Origin of the sequence: Mesorhizobium sp. M1A.F.Ca.IN.020.04.1.1 (genome assembly GCF_003997315.1) — a bacterium.
GTDB lineage: Bacteria > Pseudomonadota > Alphaproteobacteria > Rhizobiales > Rhizobiaceae > Mesorhizobium.
In genome coordinates, this window is sequence record NZ_RZSN01000043.1 from 1 (window position 1) to 17,934 (window position 17,934).

At 63.3% G+C, this 17,934-nt stretch carries 16 protein-coding genes and 2 pseudogenes; 8 read left to right on the top strand and 10 right to left on the bottom strand.

Translation table 11 applies throughout. The features are described from left to right. Nucleotides 1-444: pseudogene (locus tag EOA49_RS11635) on the bottom strand (ornithine decarboxylase); the annotation flags it as partial. A 213-nt stretch (nucleotides 445-657) separates the two neighbouring features. Between EOA49_RS11635 and EOA49_RS11640 the strand changes: the two are divergent. Further along, nucleotides 658-1,578 (top strand): DMT family transporter, encoded by a 921-nt coding sequence (locus EOA49_RS11640; RefSeq protein ID WP_127240999.1) that lies wholly within the window; start codon nucleotides 658-660, stop codon nucleotides 1,576-1,578. A gap of 425 nt (nucleotides 1,579-2,003) precedes the next feature. Here the strand turns inward: EOA49_RS11640 and metF are convergent, their stop codons facing one another. Together metF and EOA49_RS11650 are read right to left on the bottom strand one after the other, a co-directional pair. Continuing rightward, the gene (metF, locus tag EOA49_RS11645) at nucleotides 2,004-2,921 is read right to left on the bottom strand and encodes a methylenetetrahydrofolate reductase [NAD(P)H] (protein WP_067328999.1); all 918 of its coding nucleotides are present in this window, start codon (nucleotides 2,919-2,921) and stop codon (nucleotides 2,004-2,006) included. Then, nucleotides 2,921-3,928: a metalloregulator ArsR/SmtB family transcription factor gene (locus EOA49_RS11650; protein ID WP_067328997.1), complete on the bottom strand. Its 1,008-nt coding sequence runs from the start codon at nucleotides 3,926-3,928 to the stop codon at nucleotides 2,921-2,923. The genes metF and EOA49_RS11650 overlap by 1 nt, the downstream gene beginning before the upstream one ends. Nucleotides 3,929-4,069: 141 nt before the next feature. Here EOA49_RS11650 and tsaA point away from each other — a divergent pair, with 141 nt between their 5' ends. From tsaA to EOA49_RS11665, 3 genes and pseudogenes are all read left to right on the top strand, one after another. Continuing rightward, on the top strand, nucleotides 4,070-4,576 hold the full coding sequence (gene tsaA / locus EOA49_RS11655) for a tRNA (N6-threonylcarbamoyladenosine(37)-N6)-methyltransferase TrmO (protein WP_127241000.1): 507 nt from the start codon (nucleotides 4,070-4,072) through the stop codon (nucleotides 4,574-4,576). Continuing rightward, complete coding sequence (locus EOA49_RS11660) at nucleotides 4,573-4,887, top strand: DUF2293 domain-containing protein (protein ID WP_066990672.1); 315 nt, start codon at nucleotides 4,573-4,575, stop codon at nucleotides 4,885-4,887. Before tsaA ends, EOA49_RS11660 begins: the two co-directional genes overlap by 4 nt. A 97-nt stretch (nucleotides 4,888-4,984) precedes the next feature. Then, nucleotides 4,985-5,943, top strand: a pseudogene (locus EOA49_RS11665) (D-amino acid aminotransferase). A gap of 69 nt (nucleotides 5,944-6,012) precedes the next feature. On the opposite strand, the gene EOA49_RS11670 reads toward EOA49_RS11665, so the two are convergent. Beyond that, a complete protein-coding gene (locus tag EOA49_RS11670) occupies nucleotides 6,013-6,642 on the bottom strand; it encodes an MOSC domain-containing protein (RefSeq protein WP_127241001.1) in 630 nt (209 codons plus the stop codon). A 179-nt stretch (nucleotides 6,643-6,821) separates the two neighbouring features. Here EOA49_RS11670 and EOA49_RS11675 point away from each other — a divergent pair, with 179 nt between their 5' ends. Continuing rightward, nucleotides 6,822-7,388, top strand: coding sequence for an isoprenylcysteine carboxylmethyltransferase family protein (locus tag EOA49_RS11675; RefSeq protein ID WP_127241002.1), 567 nt, complete (start codon nucleotides 6,822-6,824; stop codon nucleotides 7,386-7,388). 6 nt (nucleotides 7,389-7,394) lie between these two features. Here the strand turns inward: EOA49_RS11675 and EOA49_RS11680 are convergent, their stop codons facing one another. The 4 genes from EOA49_RS11680 to EOA49_RS11695 all read right to left on the bottom strand — a co-directional run bounded on the left by EOA49_RS11680 (nucleotide 7,395) and on the right by EOA49_RS11695 (nucleotide 12,256). Further along, nucleotides 7,395-8,516, bottom strand: coding sequence for a beta-ketoacyl-ACP synthase III (locus tag EOA49_RS11680; protein WP_127241003.1), 1,122 nt, complete (start codon nucleotides 8,514-8,516; stop codon nucleotides 7,395-7,397). 118 nt (nucleotides 8,517-8,634) lie between these two features. After that, nucleotides 8,635-9,402, bottom strand: a complete 768-nt coding sequence (gene tam / locus EOA49_RS11685) for a trans-aconitate 2-methyltransferase (RefSeq protein WP_127241004.1) — start codon at nucleotides 9,400-9,402, stop codon at nucleotides 8,635-8,637. A 37-nt stretch (nucleotides 9,403-9,439) separates the two neighbouring features. Continuing rightward, on the bottom strand, nucleotides 9,440-11,089 hold the full coding sequence (gene ettA / locus EOA49_RS11690; RefSeq protein ID WP_067328984.1) for an energy-dependent translational throttle protein EttA: 1,650 nt from the start codon (nucleotides 11,087-11,089) through the stop codon (nucleotides 9,440-9,442). Between the two features lie 156 nt (nucleotides 11,090-11,245). Next, a complete protein-coding gene (locus EOA49_RS11695; protein WP_127243158.1) occupies nucleotides 11,246-12,256 on the bottom strand; it encodes a ribonuclease in 1,011 nt (336 codons plus the stop codon). A gap of 196 nt (nucleotides 12,257-12,452) precedes the next feature. Between EOA49_RS11695 and EOA49_RS11700 the strand changes: the two genes are divergently transcribed. Genes EOA49_RS11700 through EOA49_RS11710 form a run of 3 tightly spaced genes read left to right on the top strand, consistent with a single transcriptional unit; the run spans nucleotide 12,453 to nucleotide 16,287 of the window. After that, on the top strand, nucleotides 12,453-13,412 hold the full coding sequence (locus EOA49_RS11700; RefSeq protein ID WP_127242090.1) for an alpha/beta hydrolase: 960 nt from the start codon (nucleotides 12,453-12,455) through the stop codon (nucleotides 13,410-13,412). Nucleotides 13,413-13,465: 53 nt separating this feature from the next. Beyond that, entirely contained in the window at nucleotides 13,466-14,641 is a 1,176-nt protein-coding gene (locus EOA49_RS11705; RefSeq protein WP_127242089.1) for a CaiB/BaiF CoA-transferase family protein, read from the top strand. Further along, the gene (locus tag EOA49_RS11710) at nucleotides 14,638-16,287 is read left to right on the top strand and encodes a thiamine pyrophosphate-binding protein (RefSeq protein ID WP_127243159.1); all 1,650 of its coding nucleotides are present in this window, start codon (nucleotides 14,638-14,640) and stop codon (nucleotides 16,285-16,287) included. Before EOA49_RS11705 ends, EOA49_RS11710 begins: the two co-directional genes overlap by 4 nt. Nucleotides 16,288-16,336: 49 nt before the next feature. On the opposite strand, the gene EOA49_RS11715 is transcribed toward EOA49_RS11710, so the two are convergent. Both EOA49_RS11715 and EOA49_RS11720 read right to left on the bottom strand, forming a co-directional pair. Next, complete coding sequence (locus tag EOA49_RS11715; protein ID WP_127243160.1) at nucleotides 16,337-16,783, bottom strand: CHRD domain-containing protein; 447 nt, start codon at nucleotides 16,781-16,783, stop codon at nucleotides 16,337-16,339. Nucleotides 16,784-16,957: 174 nt separating this feature from the next. Further along, on the bottom strand, nucleotides 16,958-17,929 hold the full coding sequence (locus EOA49_RS11720; protein WP_067328975.1) for an ABC transporter substrate-binding protein: 972 nt from the start codon (nucleotides 17,927-17,929) through the stop codon (nucleotides 16,958-16,960). Nucleotides 17,930-17,934: the final 5 nt, after the last annotated feature.

Here is a 17,934-nt window from a genome sequence, read left to right on the forward strand (position 1 = left end):
CGCGTGGCCTTTGGTCTGGATGCGCACGAAGACGGTGAGAGCGCCGGGATCGATGTCTAGCGCACGCACCACGCGCGTCAGCTTGGTGATCTCGTCCTCATGATCGAGCGAAATGACGCGGATGCCGTATTTCTCCAGCGCCAGCTTGATGTCCGACTGCGCCTTGATCGGATGCATGTAGAGCATTTCGGCCTCGGGCGAGACGGCCCGCACGGCGGCGAACTCGCCGGGCGAGGCGACGTCGAAGGCGCTCACGCCAGCCTCGACCAGCGTCTTCAGCACGATCTGCTCGCCATTGGTCTTGACCGCATAGGCGGTCTTGCCCGGGAACATGCCCATGAACTGCAAAGCATCGGCCTTAAGCACCTGCGGGCGGAAGCAATAGACCGGATCGTCCGGACGAAGCGCCAGTGCCGCCTCGCGGGCATTTTCGAATCGCTGCATGGACGAATCCTTGATCTCGGCGCGCACAATTAATCCTAGCTAGCCGCCAAAGAAAACAGTTCTGTGTCTCGCCTTCGCCTGCGAGCGGCCGCACCCTTTTGCGCTACGCTAAACCATTGGGCAGGTTTCGGGTGGCCCTTGCCACCGAACCGTATATCGGTTGGAGCTGGTTCGGCGGATTGAGGGAGCGATCGGCATGGGAGGGGTGACGACATGACGATGGCGGCTGGCGCCGCGCCGACACGCGGACCGATGACGCTCAGAGATTGGGCGCAGCTCCTGCTGCTCGGCGCGATCTGGGGCGGCTCCTTCTTCTTTGCCCGCATTGCCGTGGCGGAGATCCATCCTTTGGCGCTGGTGCTGTTTCGCGTCGCCATCGCGGCGGCCGCGCTTCAGCTCTATCTGGCGATCCGCGGCCCGTCCTTCCGTCTCGCCTTTCCCCACGCCGGCCTGTTCTTCCTGCTGGCGTTGGCCAACAATGTCATTCCGTTTTCGCTGATCTTCGCCGGCCAGACCGAGCTCGGCGCCGGTATTGCCTCTGTGCTCAATGCCACGACGCCATTTTGGACGCTGCTCCTCGCCAATGCGCTCACCGCTGACGAAAAACTGTCCTGGAACAAGCTGGCCGGCGTCTCGCTCGGCGTTGCAGGAACAGCTGTCATGATCGGTCCTGGTTTGGCTGACGATCTCGGCGAGCCGGTCTGGGCCAAGTTCGCGCTGATCGGCGCCTCGGTGTCCTACGCGATTGCCCTGATGATCGCGCGCCGGTTCAAGGGGGTGCCAGCGCCGGTCATCGCCACCGGGCAATTGACCGCATCGACCATCATCATGATCCCCGTCGTGCTGATTGCCTACGGCCCGACCGGAATGTTTTCGGTCTCGCCGCCAGTCTGGGCCGCGGTGCTCGGGCTGGCCCTGCTCTCCACAGCCTTTGCCTACATCCTCTATTTCAACCTCGTGGCCTCGGCCGGCGCCACCAACGCCTCGCTGGTCACTTTGATCGTACCGGTGAGTGCCGTGCTGCTCGGATTCCTGTTTCTGGGCGAGCGGCTGCAGCTCTTCGAAATGGGCGGCATGGCGCTGATCGGAGTCGGTCTGATCACCATTGACGGGCGCCTGTTCGGCCGATGGTAGCGGTGCCATGCCACGGCTTCGCCATAATTTATTCACAAACTCTTGGATCGATTTTTGCCGAAGAGTTTCAATGGCTAACGGCAAATTCGAGGTCGCAAATTCCACAATCACGTCGCAATGCAGCACATTTTCCGCTTGCCTGTGACCCAAATGACTCTAGATTCCGGCCATAGCTCTTAAGAGGAGGCTATGGCATGGGACTGACGAGGCCAATCAACGCATTGATGATTTGTGCTGCGTTTGCATTCATCGGCGCCCTTATCATGGGCGTTCTTCCCTGACCCGCCGAAGCCGGGAAGACCAACACCGAGGATGAGTCCAACCGATTCGAAAAGGCCGGGTTCCGCCCGGCCTTTTCCGTTTCAATCATTGTTTTGGATGCATGTCGTTTCGCAAAACCGCTGCACACTTTTCGGCGAGTTTGATCAGGCCGCGGCCGAGCCGGCCGCTTCCGCCTCATGCGAGCGGATGCCGATCATGTGGCAGACGGCGAAGACCAGATCGGCACGGTTCATCGTGTAGAAATGGAAATCGCCGACGCCGCGCTCGACCAGATCATGGACCTGCTCCGCCGCGACCGCTGAGGCCACCAGTGCATGCGTTTGCGGATCGTTCTCCAGCCCTTCGAAGCGCTCGGCCAGCCAGGCCGGCACCAGCGCGCCGCAGCGGGAGGAAAAATTGGCGACCTGGGTGAAGTTGTGCACCGGCAGGATACCCGGCACGATCGGGATGTAGATGCCGGCGCGGCGCGCGCGCTCGACATAGCGCTCGTAGAGGTCGTTGTCGAAGAAGAACTGGGTGATCGCCCGCGTCGCGCCATTGTCGACCTTGCGCTTCAGCATGTCGATGTCGGTGGCGAAGTCCGGGCTTTCCGGATGCTTTTCCGGATAGGCCGAGACCGAGATGTCGAAATCGCCGACGCTCTTCAGCGCCCCGACCAGTTCGGCGCCGTTCGCATAACCATCGGGATGCGGACGATAGGCGGTGCCCACGCCTGCTGCCGGATCGCCGCGCAAGGCGACGAAACGGGTGACGCCAAAGTCGGCGAATTCCTGGATGACGGCGTCGACCTCATAGCGGGCCGCGTCGACGCAGGTCATATGCGCCGCCGGGGTCAGCGTCGTCTCATTGAGGATGCGCTTCACGGTGCGCGCCGTGCGCTCTCGGGTCGAGCCGCCGGCACCGTAGGTCACCGAGACGAAGCGCGGCTTGAGCGGCTCGAGCCTTGTGACGGTGTCCCAGAGCCTTGCTTCCATCTCATCCGTTTTGGGCGGGAAGAACTCGAACGAAACCCGGACCTTGTCGCCAATGTCGGGGCGGCGGGAAAAGCGGAACTGGTTCATCAGGCTGTTTCCCTTGCTGGAAGTGTGTCGTTGGACGGATCGGCGATCAGCAGGCGGCGATCGCGACCCAACCAGAGCTTGACGGTGAGTCTCGCTTCGGCCTGGCCGCGCGGCTCGAACTCCTGGCTCTCTTCGAGGTCAAGCCCTGCCTCCTCGAACCAGTCGGCGATCTGCCGGTCGGAAAAGCCGAGCCGCATATGCGCGTGCTGGTCGCGCAGGAACTCCAGATTATGAGGCGCGAAATCGACGATCACCAGCCTGCCGGACGGACGCAGCAGCCTCGCAGCCTCGCCGATGGCGCGGGCAGGATCGTCGAGATAGTGCAGCACCTGGTGGATGGTGACGAGATCGAAGGCGTTGCGCTCGACCGGCGGCGAAAAGATGTCGCCCTGGCGCACCTGCGCATTGGCGACGCCGGCTTTGTCGAGATTAGCGCGCGCCACGGTCAGCATCTCGCGCGACATGTCGATGCCGACGCCGCGCCGGTAGAGCGGCGCGAAGATCTCCAGCAGCCTGCCCGTTCCGGTTCCGAGGTCGAGCATCGACTGGAACGGCCGTTTGCCGACAAGCTTGAGCAATGCCGCTTCCACCGCGCGATCCGGCACATGCAGCGAGCGGATGCGATCCCAGCTGGCGGCGTTCTCCGAAAAATACTCCGCGGCCCGGTCCTGCCGCTTGCGCTTGACAGCGGCCAGCCGCTCCAGGTCGCGCACCACCTGCGGATCGGCCTCGCGCACGCCCGAGACCAGCCGCTGAACGAAATCGCGCGAGCTGTCTGTGTCCGACAGCCTAAAAAAGGCCCAGGACCCTTCCTGGTAGCGGCCGATCAGCCCGGCATCGAGCAGCAACTTCAGATGCCGTGAGACGCGCGGCTGCGACTGGCCAAGGATTTCGGTAAGGTCGGAGACCGTGAGATCCCCGCGCGACAGCAGCACCAGAATGCGCAGGCGGCTGGATTCGGCAGCCGCCTTCAATGTATCTACCATCGTGTCGAGCGTGACATGCATGAAAGGTTCTCGCTGAAAGATATAAAGATATGTTTATGTCGAATTTGAAAGCCTGGCAAGCGCTATGTCGCTCCCGGACAAGAAAATGGCGCAGCCATGATCCGCGCATTGCAGGCCATGCGTGCGCGGATTGATTGAACGATGTTCGAGAGACGCGAGGACGAGACGCTCCTGGAAAACGACCCGGCCGATCTGCCGCCGGACGGCCATGTCGTCTTCATCGGCCGGATCGCCTCCCCTTGGACGAGCCGCGAGGATTGTCCCAAGAACATGCGCGCCGCCCGCGAGACCGGCCGGACTGCGGCCATCCTGATCGACAAGCCCTACCTCCGGGGGCTGCAGAACCTCGATCGCGCCAGCCACATCGTCATCCTGTCCTGGCTCGATCATGCCCCACGGAATCTGATTGTGCAGAAGCCGCGCCATGCGGCTGAACCGAAAGGCGTTTTCTCGCTGCGCTCCCCTGCCCGGCCGAACCCTGTCGGCCTGCACATCGCCAAGCTCGTCGCGCTCGATATCGAGGAAGGCCGGATCGAGATCGACGCCATCGACGTGCTCGACGGCACGCCGGTCGTCGACATCAAGCCCTACTATGCGTCGACCGATGCCTTCCCTGAGGCGGCCATTGCCGGACGCGAGGAGAAATGAGCGCGCCGACCGGCCGCCGCCGCGCGATTGCCAAGGCGCTCACCGCGCTCTTGCCGCTCGCCCCCTATTCCGACATGGAAAAAATCCGCGCCGATGCCGGAGCCGTGCATATGAAGAGCTTGCCGCCGACGATCGCGGTGTGGCTGGCAACCATCGCGCATGTCCGCCACACCCATACCGACTATGACAAACTGCTGGCCGAAGGCTATGACCGCGACTCGGCACGCTTCTTTGTCATCGACGAGACCAATGAGGTGCTGACCCGCTGGCGCGCGACGCGGCTGCTGGAAGAGGATGACGAGGACGAGTAAAGCACAGGCTAGGCTAGACAGCGCCGTTGGCCTGGCTCTTACTTCATTCGAAGCTGGACGCTAACCTGCCTTTCCACAACGACGAAGATGGAGCGAAATGAGCCAAGCCGCCCCCGCGCCTGCCGCGCCACTACCCGTTCTGTCAGAGCATCATCTCGATCCGCATGCCTATCCCAACGGCGTCGCTTACCTCGATGGACAATATCTGCCGATGTCGCAGGCAAAGGTGTCGGTGCTGGACTGGGGCTTTCTGCATTCCGACGCCACTTACGATACGGTCCATGTCTGGGACGGCCGCTTTTTCCGTCTCGATCTGCATCTCGACCGTTTCTTCGGCGGGCTGGAAAAGCTTCGCATGACCATCCCGTTCGGCCGCGACGGCGTTGCCGAAATCCTGCACAATTGCGTCGCGCTGTCCGGCCATCGCGGTGCCTATGTCGAGATGCTGTGCACGCGCGGCGCCTCGCCGACCTTCAGCCGCGATCCGCGTCAGGCGATCAACCGGTTCATGGCTTTCGCCGTCCCCTTCGGCTCGGTCGCCAATGCCGAACAATTGCGAAGCGGCCTCCACGTCGCGATCAGCGACAAAGTCCGTATCCCACCTGCCTCGATCGATCCCTCGATCAAGAACTACCATTGGCTGGACCTGGTGCGCGGGCTCTACGACGCTTATGACCGCGGCGCCGACACCGCGCTGGTCCTCGACTTCAACGGCAACCTCGCCGAAGGTCAGGCTTCAACGTGTTCTGTGTCAGGGCAGGCAAATTGACCACGCCCGCCGTCGGCGTGCTGCCCGGCATAACGCGCCGCACCGTGTTTGACCTGTGCGCCGAGGCGGGACTGCCCACGGTTGCCGCGGATGTCAGCGTGGCCGCGCTCAAGTCAGCCGACGAAGTCTTCATCACCTCGACGGCCGGCGGCATCATACCCGTCACGATGATCGACGGTGCTCCGGTTGCCGATGGCAAGGTCGGGGCGATCACTGAGCGTCTGATGCGCCTCTACTGGCAAAAGCACGAGGATCCGGCCTGGTCGAGCGCAGTGCGCTACGGATGACAACCAAAGCCACTCCAACAGTTCACTCGAGCGAGACTTGAACCGGCGATATCCAAAGCCGAAGCCCGATCACGCGCGATAGATCCACTGCTCCGGCACCCGCACCGAAATCTCTTCGCCGGTCCTGATGATGCCGGGTTTTTCGACCCAGGCGACCAGACCGCGCAGCCTCTTCGCCGTCTTCGGAAACAGCAAGGCCGTCGCGTCGCGATCCGCCGCGTTGACATGTTCGGCGATCGATTGCCCGGCGACCCGGCAGGGCTTGTTCTGGCCGCAGATCTTGATCGTCACGCCGCCCTTGAAGAACAACAGCGACCCCGCCGGCAGCATCGAAAGATGCGGCAGGCCTTCGATCATCAGGTTGGCGCCGATCCATTCCGCCTTGATCTCCTCGAGGCCCATGCGGTGGGCGACGATGGCGAGCTCATCCGCGGCGACGAGCGACAATTGCCGCTCGTTGCGCATTTCGGTGCCGCGCGGGTACCAGGGCTCGCGCCCGCCGGAGCGCCGAGTCGCGCCGGCATGGAAGTCACCCTCGATCCCGTCGAAGCCAAGGCGCATTTCGTCCACGGGCCTTGTCTCGAAATGATCGGACTGCGCGGCATAGAGTGCCGCTGCCAATGCTGTCAGCTTGCGGCCGGCGACGATGTCGGCCGTCGGCTCCGCCGACGGAAAAAGCTCTAGGTTCGTTTCCTGCATAGCGTTGGTCTAGAGACGCTCGGCTACTCGGTCCAGTCGAAAGCGCTGATGATCCGATCACAGCGCTTCATGGCGATCACGACTTTCTTACCTGAAGATGCCGCACGCTTTCACATTCCGCCGCATTGCCGCCGCGCCGGCGGCGTAAATGGCGGCGCGAACTTGGGAGGGTTCAGATCATGCAGGTTCAACATGCGATCGCCGCGCTCTGGTTGGCCTGGGTGGTGTCTTGGATGCTGGCCGCCGCGTGGGCCGATCCAGCGCAAAAGCGCGCGGACTTCAAGGCTGAGGCCCGTTACCGGGTTCTCTGGCTGGCCGGCACCTTTCTGCTGTTCGCGCCGGCGCACGGCTATGTCGGCCGATTGCGGCTGTGGACGCCGACGCTTGCCGAGGGCTGGATCTGCGTCGCCCTGATCGCGATCGGCATCGCTTTCGCCTGGTGGGCGCGCTTGCATCTCGGTCGGCTGTGGTCGGGCACCGTCACCGCCAAAGCCGATCACCGCGTGGTCGACACCGGTCCCTATCGGCTGGTCCGCCACCCGATCTACACCGGCCTGCTGGTGTCGATCCTCGCCACCATGGCAGCCAAGGGCACTGTCTGGGGTGTTGCCGGCGCTGCCCTGCTGCTTGTCGGCATCGTCGTCAAGGCCAGGCTGGAGGAGAGCTTCCTGCGCGGCGAGCTCGGCCCCGCCTATGACGACTATGCCAGGCGCGTGCCGATGCTGGTGCCGTTCGTCCCCGCCTGAGCCGGTTTACAACATCCTCAGCAGCGCGCCGCCGATGGAATAGCCGGCGCCGAAGGCGCAGAGCAGGCCGAAATCGCCGGCCTTCATGTCCGCATGATTTTCGGACAGTGCAACGATGGCGCCGGCGCCCGCCGTGTTGCCGAGGCGTTCCAGCACCATCGGCGCGCGGTCGTGGTTGACATCATGGCCGAAGGCGAGTTTCAGGATCATCGCATTCATGCGCGCATTGGCCTGATGCAGCCAGAAGCGGCGGATGCCTTGCGGCGTCAGACCATGCTCGGCCAGGAACTCGACGATGAATTTGTGGCCCGCGACCGTGACTTCCTTGAACACCTTGTTGCCGACCTGCTTGATCAGGTTGCCCTCGAGTTTGATCTGGTAGGGATCGTCCTGGGCAGTGCGGGTGTGGTAGCCGAGATTGGTGCGGATGTTATTCGACATTTGCGTCCAGGTGCGCGTGTCGAGCACCTCGAAGCGTCCCGGCCGCTTCTCGCCCTGGTCGAGCCCTTCGACGATCATGGCGACCGAGGCGTCGCCGAAGATGAAATGCGTCTGCCGGTCGCGGAAGTTGAGATGGCCGGTGATGATTTCGGGCGTCGACACCAGGATGCGCTTGTGCGCCCCTGCCCTGACCAGGTTGACCGCGATGTGCAGCGCCGCCGCGGCGGAAGAGCAGCCGAGCCCCATGTCGAAGCCGGCGCCATTGGTGCCCAGGGCCTGCTGCATCTCGATGGCGATCGCCGGATAAGGCCGCTGATGATGCGAGGCCGAGCAGATCACCAGATCGATATCCGAGCCTTCCACGCCGGCATGGGCGATGGCCTTTTTGGCCGAAGCGATGCCGAACTCCGCCTGCAGCGACAGCGCGTCGTCCGGCCGGGCCGGAATGCGCGGCGCCATGCGGGTTGGATCGAGGATGCCTTCGCGTTCGATCACATGGCGGGTCTGCACGCCCGACGCATGGACGATGAAGTCGCTGTCCGACTTCTGCAGCAGCGTCTCGCCTGTGACGGCGCGGCGCGCATTCTCGGTGTCGACCCAGCTGTTGAAGCTTTCGACCAGCTCTTCATTGGTGATGACAGGCTCGGGGATTTCGGCGCCGATGCCGCTGATGATGACGCGATGCATGTCCAATCCGTCCGAGGCACGGCCTTTGTGCCGGAGCGCGCTACCCTTGTCGCATTTGGCCGGTTTATGCCAGCCTAAATCGCAGTTCCGGCTATCGCGGTGAGTTGACCGGAAACGGTCAGGCCCGCTTGGCAATGATGAAGATGCGCGGGAAGCGCAGCAGCACCTTGCCGGTCGCCGTCTTCGGATAGGCCTTTGCGATCTTTGCGGTGTAGCTTTCGAGGAATGTCTTTCTCTCGTCCGCGTCGAGCGGATCGAGGAACGGCTTCAGCCCCGTCGCCTTGACCCATTCGACGATCGCTTCGGCATTGGCCAACGGATGATTGTAGATCGTGTGCCAGATATCCACGCGATCGGCGAGCGGCGACAGAAGATCGTAGTAGAAGGAAACCGGGGGCAGCGGCGCGCGGGCGGCGCTCCTGAGCTTGGCCGAGAACGGCATCTCGGCCGCGGTGTCGCGCATCAACCGATGCGAGGGTTCGCCAAAATTATCGGGCATCTGGATGGCCAAGGCGCCGCCCGGCGCGAGCAGCCCGATCAGCTGCTGGAACACCGCCGGATGCTCCGGCAGCCATTGAAAGACCGCGTTTGCGAAGATCACGTCGACGGGCTGTGCCGGCTGCCATGCGGAAGCATCGGCTAGAGCGAAATTCACGTTGGGCAGCCGCGCCTTCGCCTTCTCGATCATGTCGGGTGAGGTGTCGAAGCCGCTGACCTCCGCATCCGGCCAGCGCTCGACCAGCAGCTCCGTCGAGTTGCCCGGACCGCAGCCGATATCGACGACGCGGCGCGGGAAATCGACCGGAACTTGTGCTGCCAGGTCCCGCGCGGGCCGCGTGCGCTCGTCCTCGAACTTCAGATATTGGGCGGCGGACCAGTCAGCCATTTCAGAGCCTCATATTTGTTCGCCGCCATGGACTTTGCTACCGCGTCAGCCGCTTGTGCGTCATACGGTGCGGGGTTGCCGCCTCCGCGCCCAGGCGGCGCAGCTTGTCCTTCTCATATTCCTCGAAGTTGCCTTCGAACCATTCCACATGCGCATCGCCCTCGAAGGCGAGCATGTGGGTCGCCATGCGGTCGAGGAACATGCGGTCGTGGCTGATGATCACCGCGCAGCCGGCATAGGCTTCGAGCGCATCTTCAAGCGCGCCCAGCGTTTCGGTGTCGAGATCGTTGGTCGGTTCGTCGAGCAGCAGCACATTGCCGCCGCCCTTCAGCATCTTGGCCAGATGCACGCGGTTGCGCTGGCCGCCGGAAAGATTGCCGACCTTCTGCTGCTGGTCGCCGCCGCGGAAGTTGAAGGACGAGCAGTAAGCGCGGCTGTTGACCTCGTGTTTGCCGAGCTTGATGACCTCGGCGCCGCCCGAGATCTCTTCCCAAACAGTCTTGTTCGGGTCGAGCGCGTCGCGGCTCTGGTCGACATAGCCGAGCTTCACGGTCTCGCCCTTGCGGATCGAGCCGGCATCCGGTGTTTCCTGGCCGGTGATCATCCTGAACAACGTCGTCTTGCCGGCACCGTTCGGGCCGATGACGCCGACGATACCGCCCGGCGGCAGTTTGAACGACAGATCCTCGATCAAAAGCTCGTCGGCAAAGCCCTTGTTGAGGCCCTCGACCTCGATGACGACATTGCCTAGGCGCTCGCTCGACGGGATGACGATCTGCGTGTCGGTCGGCTTGCGGTTCTGCGACTGCTCGACCAATTCCTCGTAGGCCTTGATGCGCGCCTTGGACTTGGTCTGGCGCGCTTTCGGCGAGGATTGGATCCATTCGCGCTCGCGCCAGATCGCCTTCTGGCGGGCGTCGTCCTCGCGCCCTTCCTGGATCAGGCGCTTGGCCTTGGCATCCAGATATTTGGTGTAGTTGCCCTCGTAGGGAATGCCGCGGCCGCGGTCGAGCTCGAGAATCCAGCCGGTGACGTTGTCGAGGAAGTAGCGGTCGTGTGTGATGATCAGCACCGAGCCCGGATAGTCGCGCAGGTGCTTTTCCAGCCATTGCGTGGTCTCGGCGTCGAGATGGTTGGTCGGCTCGTCGAGCAGCAACAGGTCGGGCTGCTCGAGCAGCAGCCGGCAGAGCGCCACGCGGCGCCGCTCGCCGCCCGACAGGTTGGTCACTTCGGAATCGGCCGGCGGGCACTGCAGGGCGTCCATCGCCATCTCGACCTGCTGCTCGAGATCCCACAGGTTCAGCCGGTCCATCTCGTCCTGCAGCTTGGCCGACTCGTCCGCCGTCTCGTCGGAATAGTTCATCATCAGCTCGTTGTAGCGCTCGATGATGGCGGTCTTCCTGGCGACGCCGTCCATGACGTTTTCACGCACGGTCTTGCTGTTGTCGAGCTGCGGCTCCTGAGCGAGATAGCCCACGGTCGCGCCTTCGGCCAGCCACGCCTCGCCCTGAAACTCCTTGTCGAGCCCGGCCATGATGCGCAGGATGGTCGACTTGCCCGAACCGTTGGGGCCGAGGATGCCGATCTTGGCGTCCGGATAGAAGGACAGGTGGATGTTGTCGAGCACCTTCTTGGTGCCGTAGGCCTTCGACAGGCCTGACATGTGATAGATGAACTGGCGAGCCACGCGCGCTTTCCCTGAAACTGAACTGTCGAATTGGGTGGGGTTGCGCGCTATGTAGGCGATGAAGCGCCGAACGGCAATCGCTTTCGGCGCGTCGCGATCTCCACCAGCCGGCAATCATGCTCGGTTCGGTGGCCAGATCCGGGCGTGGCACACGCCCTATTGGAACCCTATCGCGTCGACCGTGCCCTTCGGGCAGCCCGCCTTGCTCGTCGGCGCCGAGGCGATCAGCAGGCTGGCGAGCTTGCTGTCGGGGCCGATCGGACCGGAGAGACCGAGCGTCAGCTCGCCGATCAACCGCCTTCCGCTCGACGGATCGACAAGGCAGGAGACGCGCACGCGGTCGCCGGCGCCCTTGCCGAAGGCCTGGTCGAAGGCATTGCGTATCTGCTCCGATGTCAGCTGCTTGCCGATGTTTTTGACAAAAAGATCGCGCACCGGCGAGGCGTTCACCGCGCGCATCAGATTGAGCGCGTCGGAGAAATACTCTTGCTGGCTCTTGCCGTAGCAGGTGCCGTGCTTGATCCATTCATGGCGCTCCAGCTTGGACGCCGTGCCCGGCATCATCTGGTCGAGCTCGGCGCGCGTGTTGACGTCGAGTTCGACGGGCGGCAAATCCCCCCAATGCGCGGGATTGTCGTTGGCCTTGTCGGCCGCCGACACCTGGCAATAGAAATTGCCGTTCGGCTGCGGCCACAGCCCATGCAGCGTGAAGTGCGAAGCGTCGAATTCGTTGGGATTCTGCGCCTTGCATTCGGGTTTGTTGGCCTTGGTCTCACAGAATGCGGGCTGCCAGCTCAGCGCGAACACATATTCAGGCTTGCCGGAACCAGGTTGCGACGGCTTCATCGGATCGGCCGGCGAGGGCGTGGCGGACGCGCTGCCGCCGATGACATGGCCGCAGCCGATCTTCACCCAGCGTCGCTCCGGATCGGCGCCAGGAACCTGGATGAGATAATGGGTGGGCTCGTCCTTGTTGCCTGCCAGAAGCTGATAGGTCTGTCCCGCTTGGGTAGACACGTTGCCGGAGTTCTTGCCGCTCTTGATGGCTTGCGTTGCCGGACAGGCGCTGTCGGCCACGAAGGTGCCGCTCATCTTCACATCGGCCTGAGCCGCGCCGGCGCCAACCAGGGTCAGAACAACCGAACCCCATACTGCCCAAACCCGCATTCCCGCTCTCCCGGCGATCATCGAACCGTATTGGATTCGGCACATTAGAACAGGCGACGTGTCAGAATTGCGATCTTTGTCGTCGCGCGAAAATAATCCCCAGGAGAGCGATAAGCGCACTCCACATGGCTCGAAAGGATCGCGCTCTCTTGACGCCGCCGAAGCCCTCGCCCATCAGTCGCCAAGGGAGCGAGACATGCCATTCGACAAGCAGACCAGGCTGGCCTCACCGACCGGGGCCGACCTCAACCTCTATGTGAGACATGCGCAAATATCCCCGCGCGCCGTCATCCAGATCAATCACGGCTTGGCCGAGCATGCGGCGCGTTACGCCCGCTTTGCCGACTTCCTCGGCGCGCGCGGCTTCCATGTCTACGCCCATGACCATCGCGGCCATGGCGCGACAAAGGCGCCCGATGCGCCGCTCGGCCGGTTCGCCGATACCGACGGCATCGCCAAGGTGATTGCCGATGTCGGCGCGGTGCATGATCTGATCGCCGTTGATCATCCGGGATTGCCGGTCATCGCTTTTGGACATTCGCTCGGCGCCTCGATCGCGCTGAATTTCGTCCTCCGCCACTCCGGTCGTGTCCATGCCGCCGTGATCTGGAACGGCAATTTCTCGCAAGGCCTGCTCGGCCAGCTGGCCCTGGCCATCCTGGGCTGGGAAAGGATGCGGCTGGGCTCCGACATGCCATCTCGGCTGCTGCCCAAGCTGACCTTCCAGGCCTGGGGCAAGGCCGTGCCCAATCACCGGACCTTGTTCGACTGGCTGTCGCGCGATCCGGTCGAGGTCGACAAATACATCGCCGACCCGCTCTGCGGCTGCGATGCCTCGGTCTCCATGTGGCGCGATGTGGTCAACTTGGCGCTCTACGCCGGCAGGGAATCGAGCTTCGCCGGCGTGCGCCGCGACCTCTTCGTCAATCTGATCGGCGGCGAGAAGGATCCGGCATCGGACTACGGCAAAGCGGTTCACCACCTTGCCCGGCGTATGGACAAAATGGGCTTTTCGAATCTGGTTTCAAAGGTTTACGCCGACACCCGCCACGAGAGCCTGAACGAGGTCAACCGTGACATCATCATGAATGATTTCGCCGCCTGGGCGGATCATACGCTGAAACCTAGCGGCATTGGCCCATTGCATGGGTCGTGACAGGGGCGACCTCTGTTGGTAGACGCTGCGCTTTCGACCACTCACGGTGATCCATGGCTGAACCCCCGCTGAAAGGCATCCGCGTCATCGAACTCGCCCGCATCCTGGCCGGCCCCTGGGCCGGGCAGCTGCTCGCCGATCTCGGCGCCGATATCATCAAGGTGGAGAGCCCGCACGGCGGCGACGACACCCGCAAATGGGGCCCGCCCTTCGTCATGAGCCATGACGGCGAGAACCTTTCGGCGGCGTACTATCATTCCTGCAATCGCGGCAAGCGCTCGGTCGCCATCGATTTCTCCAAGCCCGAGGGCGCCGACACGCTCCGCCGCCTCGTCGCCACGGCCGACGTGCTGATCGAGAACTTCAAGCTTGGCGGTCTCAAGAAATACGGGCTCGACTATGAAAGCCTGAAGAGGATCAACCCGCGTCTCATCTATTGCTCAATCACCGGTTTTGGCCAGGACGGGCCCTACGCGCCCCGCGCTGGGTACGATTTCATCATCCAGGCGATGGCCGGCATGATGTCGATCACCGGCGAGGTCGGCCGCGAGCCGCAGAAGGCGGGCGTCGCCATCTCCGACCTGTTCACTGGGCTTTATTCGGTGATCGCCATCCAGGCGGCGCTTCGCCATGCAGAAAGGACCGGTGAAGGCCAGCATATCGACATGGCGCTCTTCGACAGCCAGATCTCGGCGCTCGGCAACCAGAACCTCAACTATCTGGTCTCGGGCAAGTCGCCCGTGCAGATGGGCAACGCGCATATGAACATCGCGCCTTACGAGGTGCTGCCGGTCAAGGACGGCCATATCATCCTGGCGGTCGGCAATGACGGACAATTCACCAAGTTCTGCGCAGCGGTCGGCCTCACCGATCTGCCAGCCAATCCGGATTTCGCCACCAATCCGGCGCGCGTCGCCAATCGCGCCAAGCTGCGCGAACAGATCATCGAGACGCTGAGCACGTGGGATCGCGATCCGCTGCTGGCGAAGCTAGAGGGGGCCGGCGTGCCGGCAAGCCCGATCAACACGATCGGCCAGATGTTCGCCGACCCGCAGACGATCGCGCGCGGCATGCGGCTCGACCTGGACGACGGTCATGGCAATTTGCTGCCTACGGTACGTGCGCCGATGGTGATGTCCGGCACGCCGCTCGTCTATGAGCGCCCCTCGCCGCGTCTCGGCGAGCACACTGAGGAAATCCTTGCCGAACTGGAGAGATCAGCAAAATGAAGACCGGCGGACAATTGATCGTCGAGGCGCTCGAAGCGAACGGCACCGACCGCATCTTCTGCGTTCCAGGCGAATCCTATCTGGCGGTGCTCGACGCGCTGCATGACTCGCCGATCCGTACCATCGTCTGCCGTCAGGAAGGCGGAGCGGCGATGATGGCCGACTGCCAGGGGCGCCTGACCGGCAAGCCCGGCATATGCTTTGTCACCCGCGGCCCCGGCGCCACCAACGCTTCGGCCGGCATTCACATCGCCATGCAGGATTCGGTGCCGCTGATCCTGTTCATCGGCCAGGTCGCCAGTCACGCCAAGGAGCGCGAGGCTTTTCAGGAGGTCGACTACAAGCGTTTCTTCGGCGACATCGCCAAATGGGTGGTCGAGATCGACGATGCCTCGCGCATCCCGGAATTCGTCACCCGCGCCTTCGCGGTGGCGACGTCGGGCCGCCCTGGTCCGGTCGTCATCTCGATGCCCGAGGACATGCTGACCAGCGAGGTCGAGGCCCCAATGGCGCTGGCTCATACGCTGGTCGAAACAAGCCCTGGTGAGGCCGAAATCGACCGGCTTGAGGCCCTGCTCAATGCCGCCAAACGGCCAATTGCCATCCTGGGCGGCACGCGCTGGGATATTCAAGCGGTTCAGGACGTCACCCGTATCGCAGAGGCCTGGTCACTGCCGGTCGGCTGCTCCTTCCGCCGCCAGATGCTGTTCGACCACTTGCATCCGAACTATGCTGGCGATGTCGGCATCGGCATCAATCCAAAGCTGGCTGCAGCGATCAAGCAGGCAGACCTGGTGCTGCTCATCGGCGGCCGCATGGGCGAGATGCCGTCCTCGGACTATACGCTGTTGAAAAGCCCATACCCGGACCAGATGCTGGTGCATGTCCACGCCGACGCCGGCGAGCTTGGCCGCGTCTATCGGCCAACCCTGGCGATCAACGCCTCCCCCGCCGCCTTCGTGCGAGCCTTCGCCAGACGCAAAGGTCCGGCCGCGCCCGGTTGGGCGGCGGAGACGGAAAAGCTGCATGCCGCCTATCTCGAATGGTCGACGCCGCCTCAGACCGGCCCCGGCGCCGTCCAGATGGGGCCGATCATGACCTATCTGGAAAAGGCGCTGCCGGAAGACGCCATCCTCACCAACGGCGCCGGCAACTACGCCACCTGGGTACATCGCTTCCACCGCTTCCGCCGCTTCGCCACGCAGGCGGCGCCGACTTCCGGCTCGATGGGCTACGGCACGCCGGCCGCGGTCGCGGCCAAGGCCCTATACCCGGATCGCGAGGTCATCGCTTTTGCCGGCGACGGCTGTTTTCTGATGAACGGGCAGGAGTTCGCGACCGCCGTGCAATACGACCTGCCGATCATCGTGGTGGTCGTCAACAACGGCATTTACGGCACGATCCGCATGCATCAGGAGCGGGAATATCCGAGCCGCGTCGTGGCGACCGACCTCAAGAACCCGGATTTCGCCGCCCTCGCCCGCGCCTATGGCGGCCATGGCGAGACCGTCGAAAGGACCGAAGACTTCGCTCCGGCCTTCGAGCGCGCACGCGCCAGCGGCAAGCCGGCGATCGTCGAGATCAGGCTCGATCCTGAAGCCATCACGCCGACCCGCACGCTGACACAGATACGCGACAAGTCCTGATCCGGCAGAACGAGGCGGTCGCCCCCCTCGTTGCTGCCAGGAAACTCCGCTACATCGATCCGCCTGCCTTCTCGATCTGGCCGCGGATCTCGCCGTCCGGATTCGCCTTGGTGTGGACGTTGACGTAGTACTTGCCGGCCTCGAGGTCGGCTGCCTGCGCGTCGGTCAGCGTCGCCGATCCCTTGATCGGGCTCTTGAGCTTCTTGAATGGGATCACCGGAGGTGCGTTTTCACCCGACGCGGCCGGGCCGTGAATGTGAGCAGCCGTCGCAGGTCCGCTGAGGCCGGAATATTTGACGTTCCAGCTGAGCTTCTTCTTGGCGGTGTCGAAGGTGAATGTGGCGGTTCCCTTGCCTTTGGTGGTGACGGGCGGGCTCTGCTGGCTACCGTCGAGCGTCGCATTGTACTTCACAGTTTCGGCCAAGGCCGAAGATGCGAGCAGCAAAGCAGTCGAGACAGCAAAGGCCGAAAGCATCGGCCATGATTGGATGCGCATTGGAGAACCTCCCTGGCTGGCGCGCATCCGCCCCGCCGCGGCTCCCCCGGCGCGCGGATGCCCCACTGCAACGGTTGGCAGGCCGCTTGTATCCCTGCACACGGATATTTTACCACAGCAAAGAAAAAGGGGCGGTCACCCGCCCCCGTTAAGTCTCGACTGGCGAGGTCGACCTTACTTGATCGCCTTGTCGGTTATCGCGGTCGTATAGGCGCCCGACGGCTCCTTCGCGATGATCTTCTGGTCGAGCAGCGCCTTGGCGGTGCGCTCATAGGTGGCCGGATCGAGCTTGCCGTCGGCATTGTCGATCAGCTTGGCGACTTCGCCCATCATGCGCTTCTGATGGTTCTCGTCCTGGCCGCCATTATCCATGACGATCTCGGCCGCCTCATCCGAATTGTCGACGGCGTATTTCCAGCCCTTCATCGAGGCGCGCACGAAGCGCACCATCTTGTCCTCGAAGGCCGGATCCTTGAGCTTGTTCTCCAGCGCGTAGAGGCCGTCCTCGAGCAGGTCGTTGCCCATGGCTGAATAGTTGAAGACGATGAGCTGCTCCGGCTTGTAGCCGGCGTCGATCAGCTGCCAGTACTCGTTATAGGTCATGACCGAGATGCAGTCCGCCTGCTTCTGGATCAGCGGCTGAACGTCAAAACTCTGCTTCAGCACGGTGACGCCGTCCTTGCCGCCGTCGGTCTTGAGGCCGAGCTTGTTCATCCAGGCATAGAACGGGTACTCGTTGCCGAAGAACCAGACGCCGAGGGTGTGGCCCTTGAAGTCGGCTTCGGTCTTGATCGGGCCGTCCTTCGGGCAGACCAGCTCCATGCCGGCTTTCTTGAACGGCTGGGCGATGTTGACCAGCGGCACGCCTTTTTCACGGGCGGCCAGCGCGCCGCCCATCCAGTCGACGATCACATCGGCGCCGCCGCCGGCGATCACCTGCTCGGGCGCGATATCCGGCCCGCCCGGCTTGATGTCGACGTCGAGCCCTTCGGCCTCGTAGAAGCCCTTGGCCTTGGCGACGTAGTAGCCGGCGAACTGGGCCTGCGTGACCCATTTCAGCTGCAGCGTCACCTTGTCGGCCGCCATCGCTTGGAAAGCGGCCAGCGACATCGCCCCGGCCAGAGCAGAAATTACCAGTCTTTTCATGTTTT

Excerpts from the sequence above, each read along its gene's own strand:
- tsaA (WP_127241000.1), top strand. The coding sequence starts at position 4,070 with ATGTTCGAGAGACGCGAGGACGAGACGCTCCTGGAAAACGACCCGGCC.
- EOA49_RS11660 (WP_066990672.1), top strand. The coding sequence starts at position 4,573 with ATGAGCGCGCCGACCGGCCGCCGCCGCGCGATTGCCAAGGCGCTCACC.
- EOA49_RS11705 (WP_127242089.1), top strand. The coding sequence starts at position 13,466 with ATGGCTGAACCCCCGCTGAAAGGCATCCGCGTCATCGAACTCGCCCGC.
- EOA49_RS11720 (WP_067328975.1), bottom strand. The coding sequence starts at position 17,929 with ATGAAAAGACTGGTAATTTCTGCTCTGGCCGGGGCGATGTCGCTGGCC.
- tam (WP_127241004.1), bottom strand. The coding sequence starts at position 9,402 with ATGGCTGACTGGTCCGCCGCCCAATATCTGAAGTTCGAGGACGAGCGC.
- EOA49_RS11700 (WP_127242090.1), top strand. The coding sequence starts at position 12,453 with ATGCCATTCGACAAGCAGACCAGGCTGGCCTCACCGACCGGGGCCGAC.
- EOA49_RS11710 (WP_127243159.1), top strand. The coding sequence starts at position 14,638 with ATGAAGACCGGCGGACAATTGATCGTCGAGGCGCTCGAAGCGAACGGC.
- EOA49_RS11670 (WP_127241001.1), bottom strand. The coding sequence starts at position 6,642 with ATGCAGGAAACGAACCTAGAGCTTTTTCCGTCGGCGGAGCCGACGGCC.
- EOA49_RS11650 (WP_067328997.1), bottom strand. The coding sequence starts at position 3,928 with ATGCATGTCACGCTCGACACGATGGTAGATACATTGAAGGCGGCTGCC.
- metF (WP_067328999.1), bottom strand. The coding sequence starts at position 2,921 with ATGAACCAGTTCCGCTTTTCCCGCCGCCCCGACATTGGCGACAAGGTC.
- EOA49_RS11675 (WP_127241002.1), top strand. The coding sequence starts at position 6,822 with ATGCAGGTTCAACATGCGATCGCCGCGCTCTGGTTGGCCTGGGTGGTG.
- EOA49_RS11680 (WP_127241003.1), bottom strand. The coding sequence starts at position 8,516 with ATGCATCGCGTCATCATCAGCGGCATCGGCGCCGAAATCCCCGAGCCT.
- EOA49_RS11715 (WP_127243160.1), bottom strand. The coding sequence starts at position 16,783 with ATGCGCATCCAATCATGGCCGATGCTTTCGGCCTTTGCTGTCTCGACT.
- EOA49_RS11695 (WP_127243158.1), bottom strand. The coding sequence starts at position 12,256 with ATGCGGGTTTGGGCAGTATGGGGTTCGGTTGTTCTGACCCTGGTTGGC.
- EOA49_RS11640 (WP_127240999.1), top strand. The coding sequence starts at position 658 with ATGACGATGGCGGCTGGCGCCGCGCCGACACGCGGACCGATGACGCTC.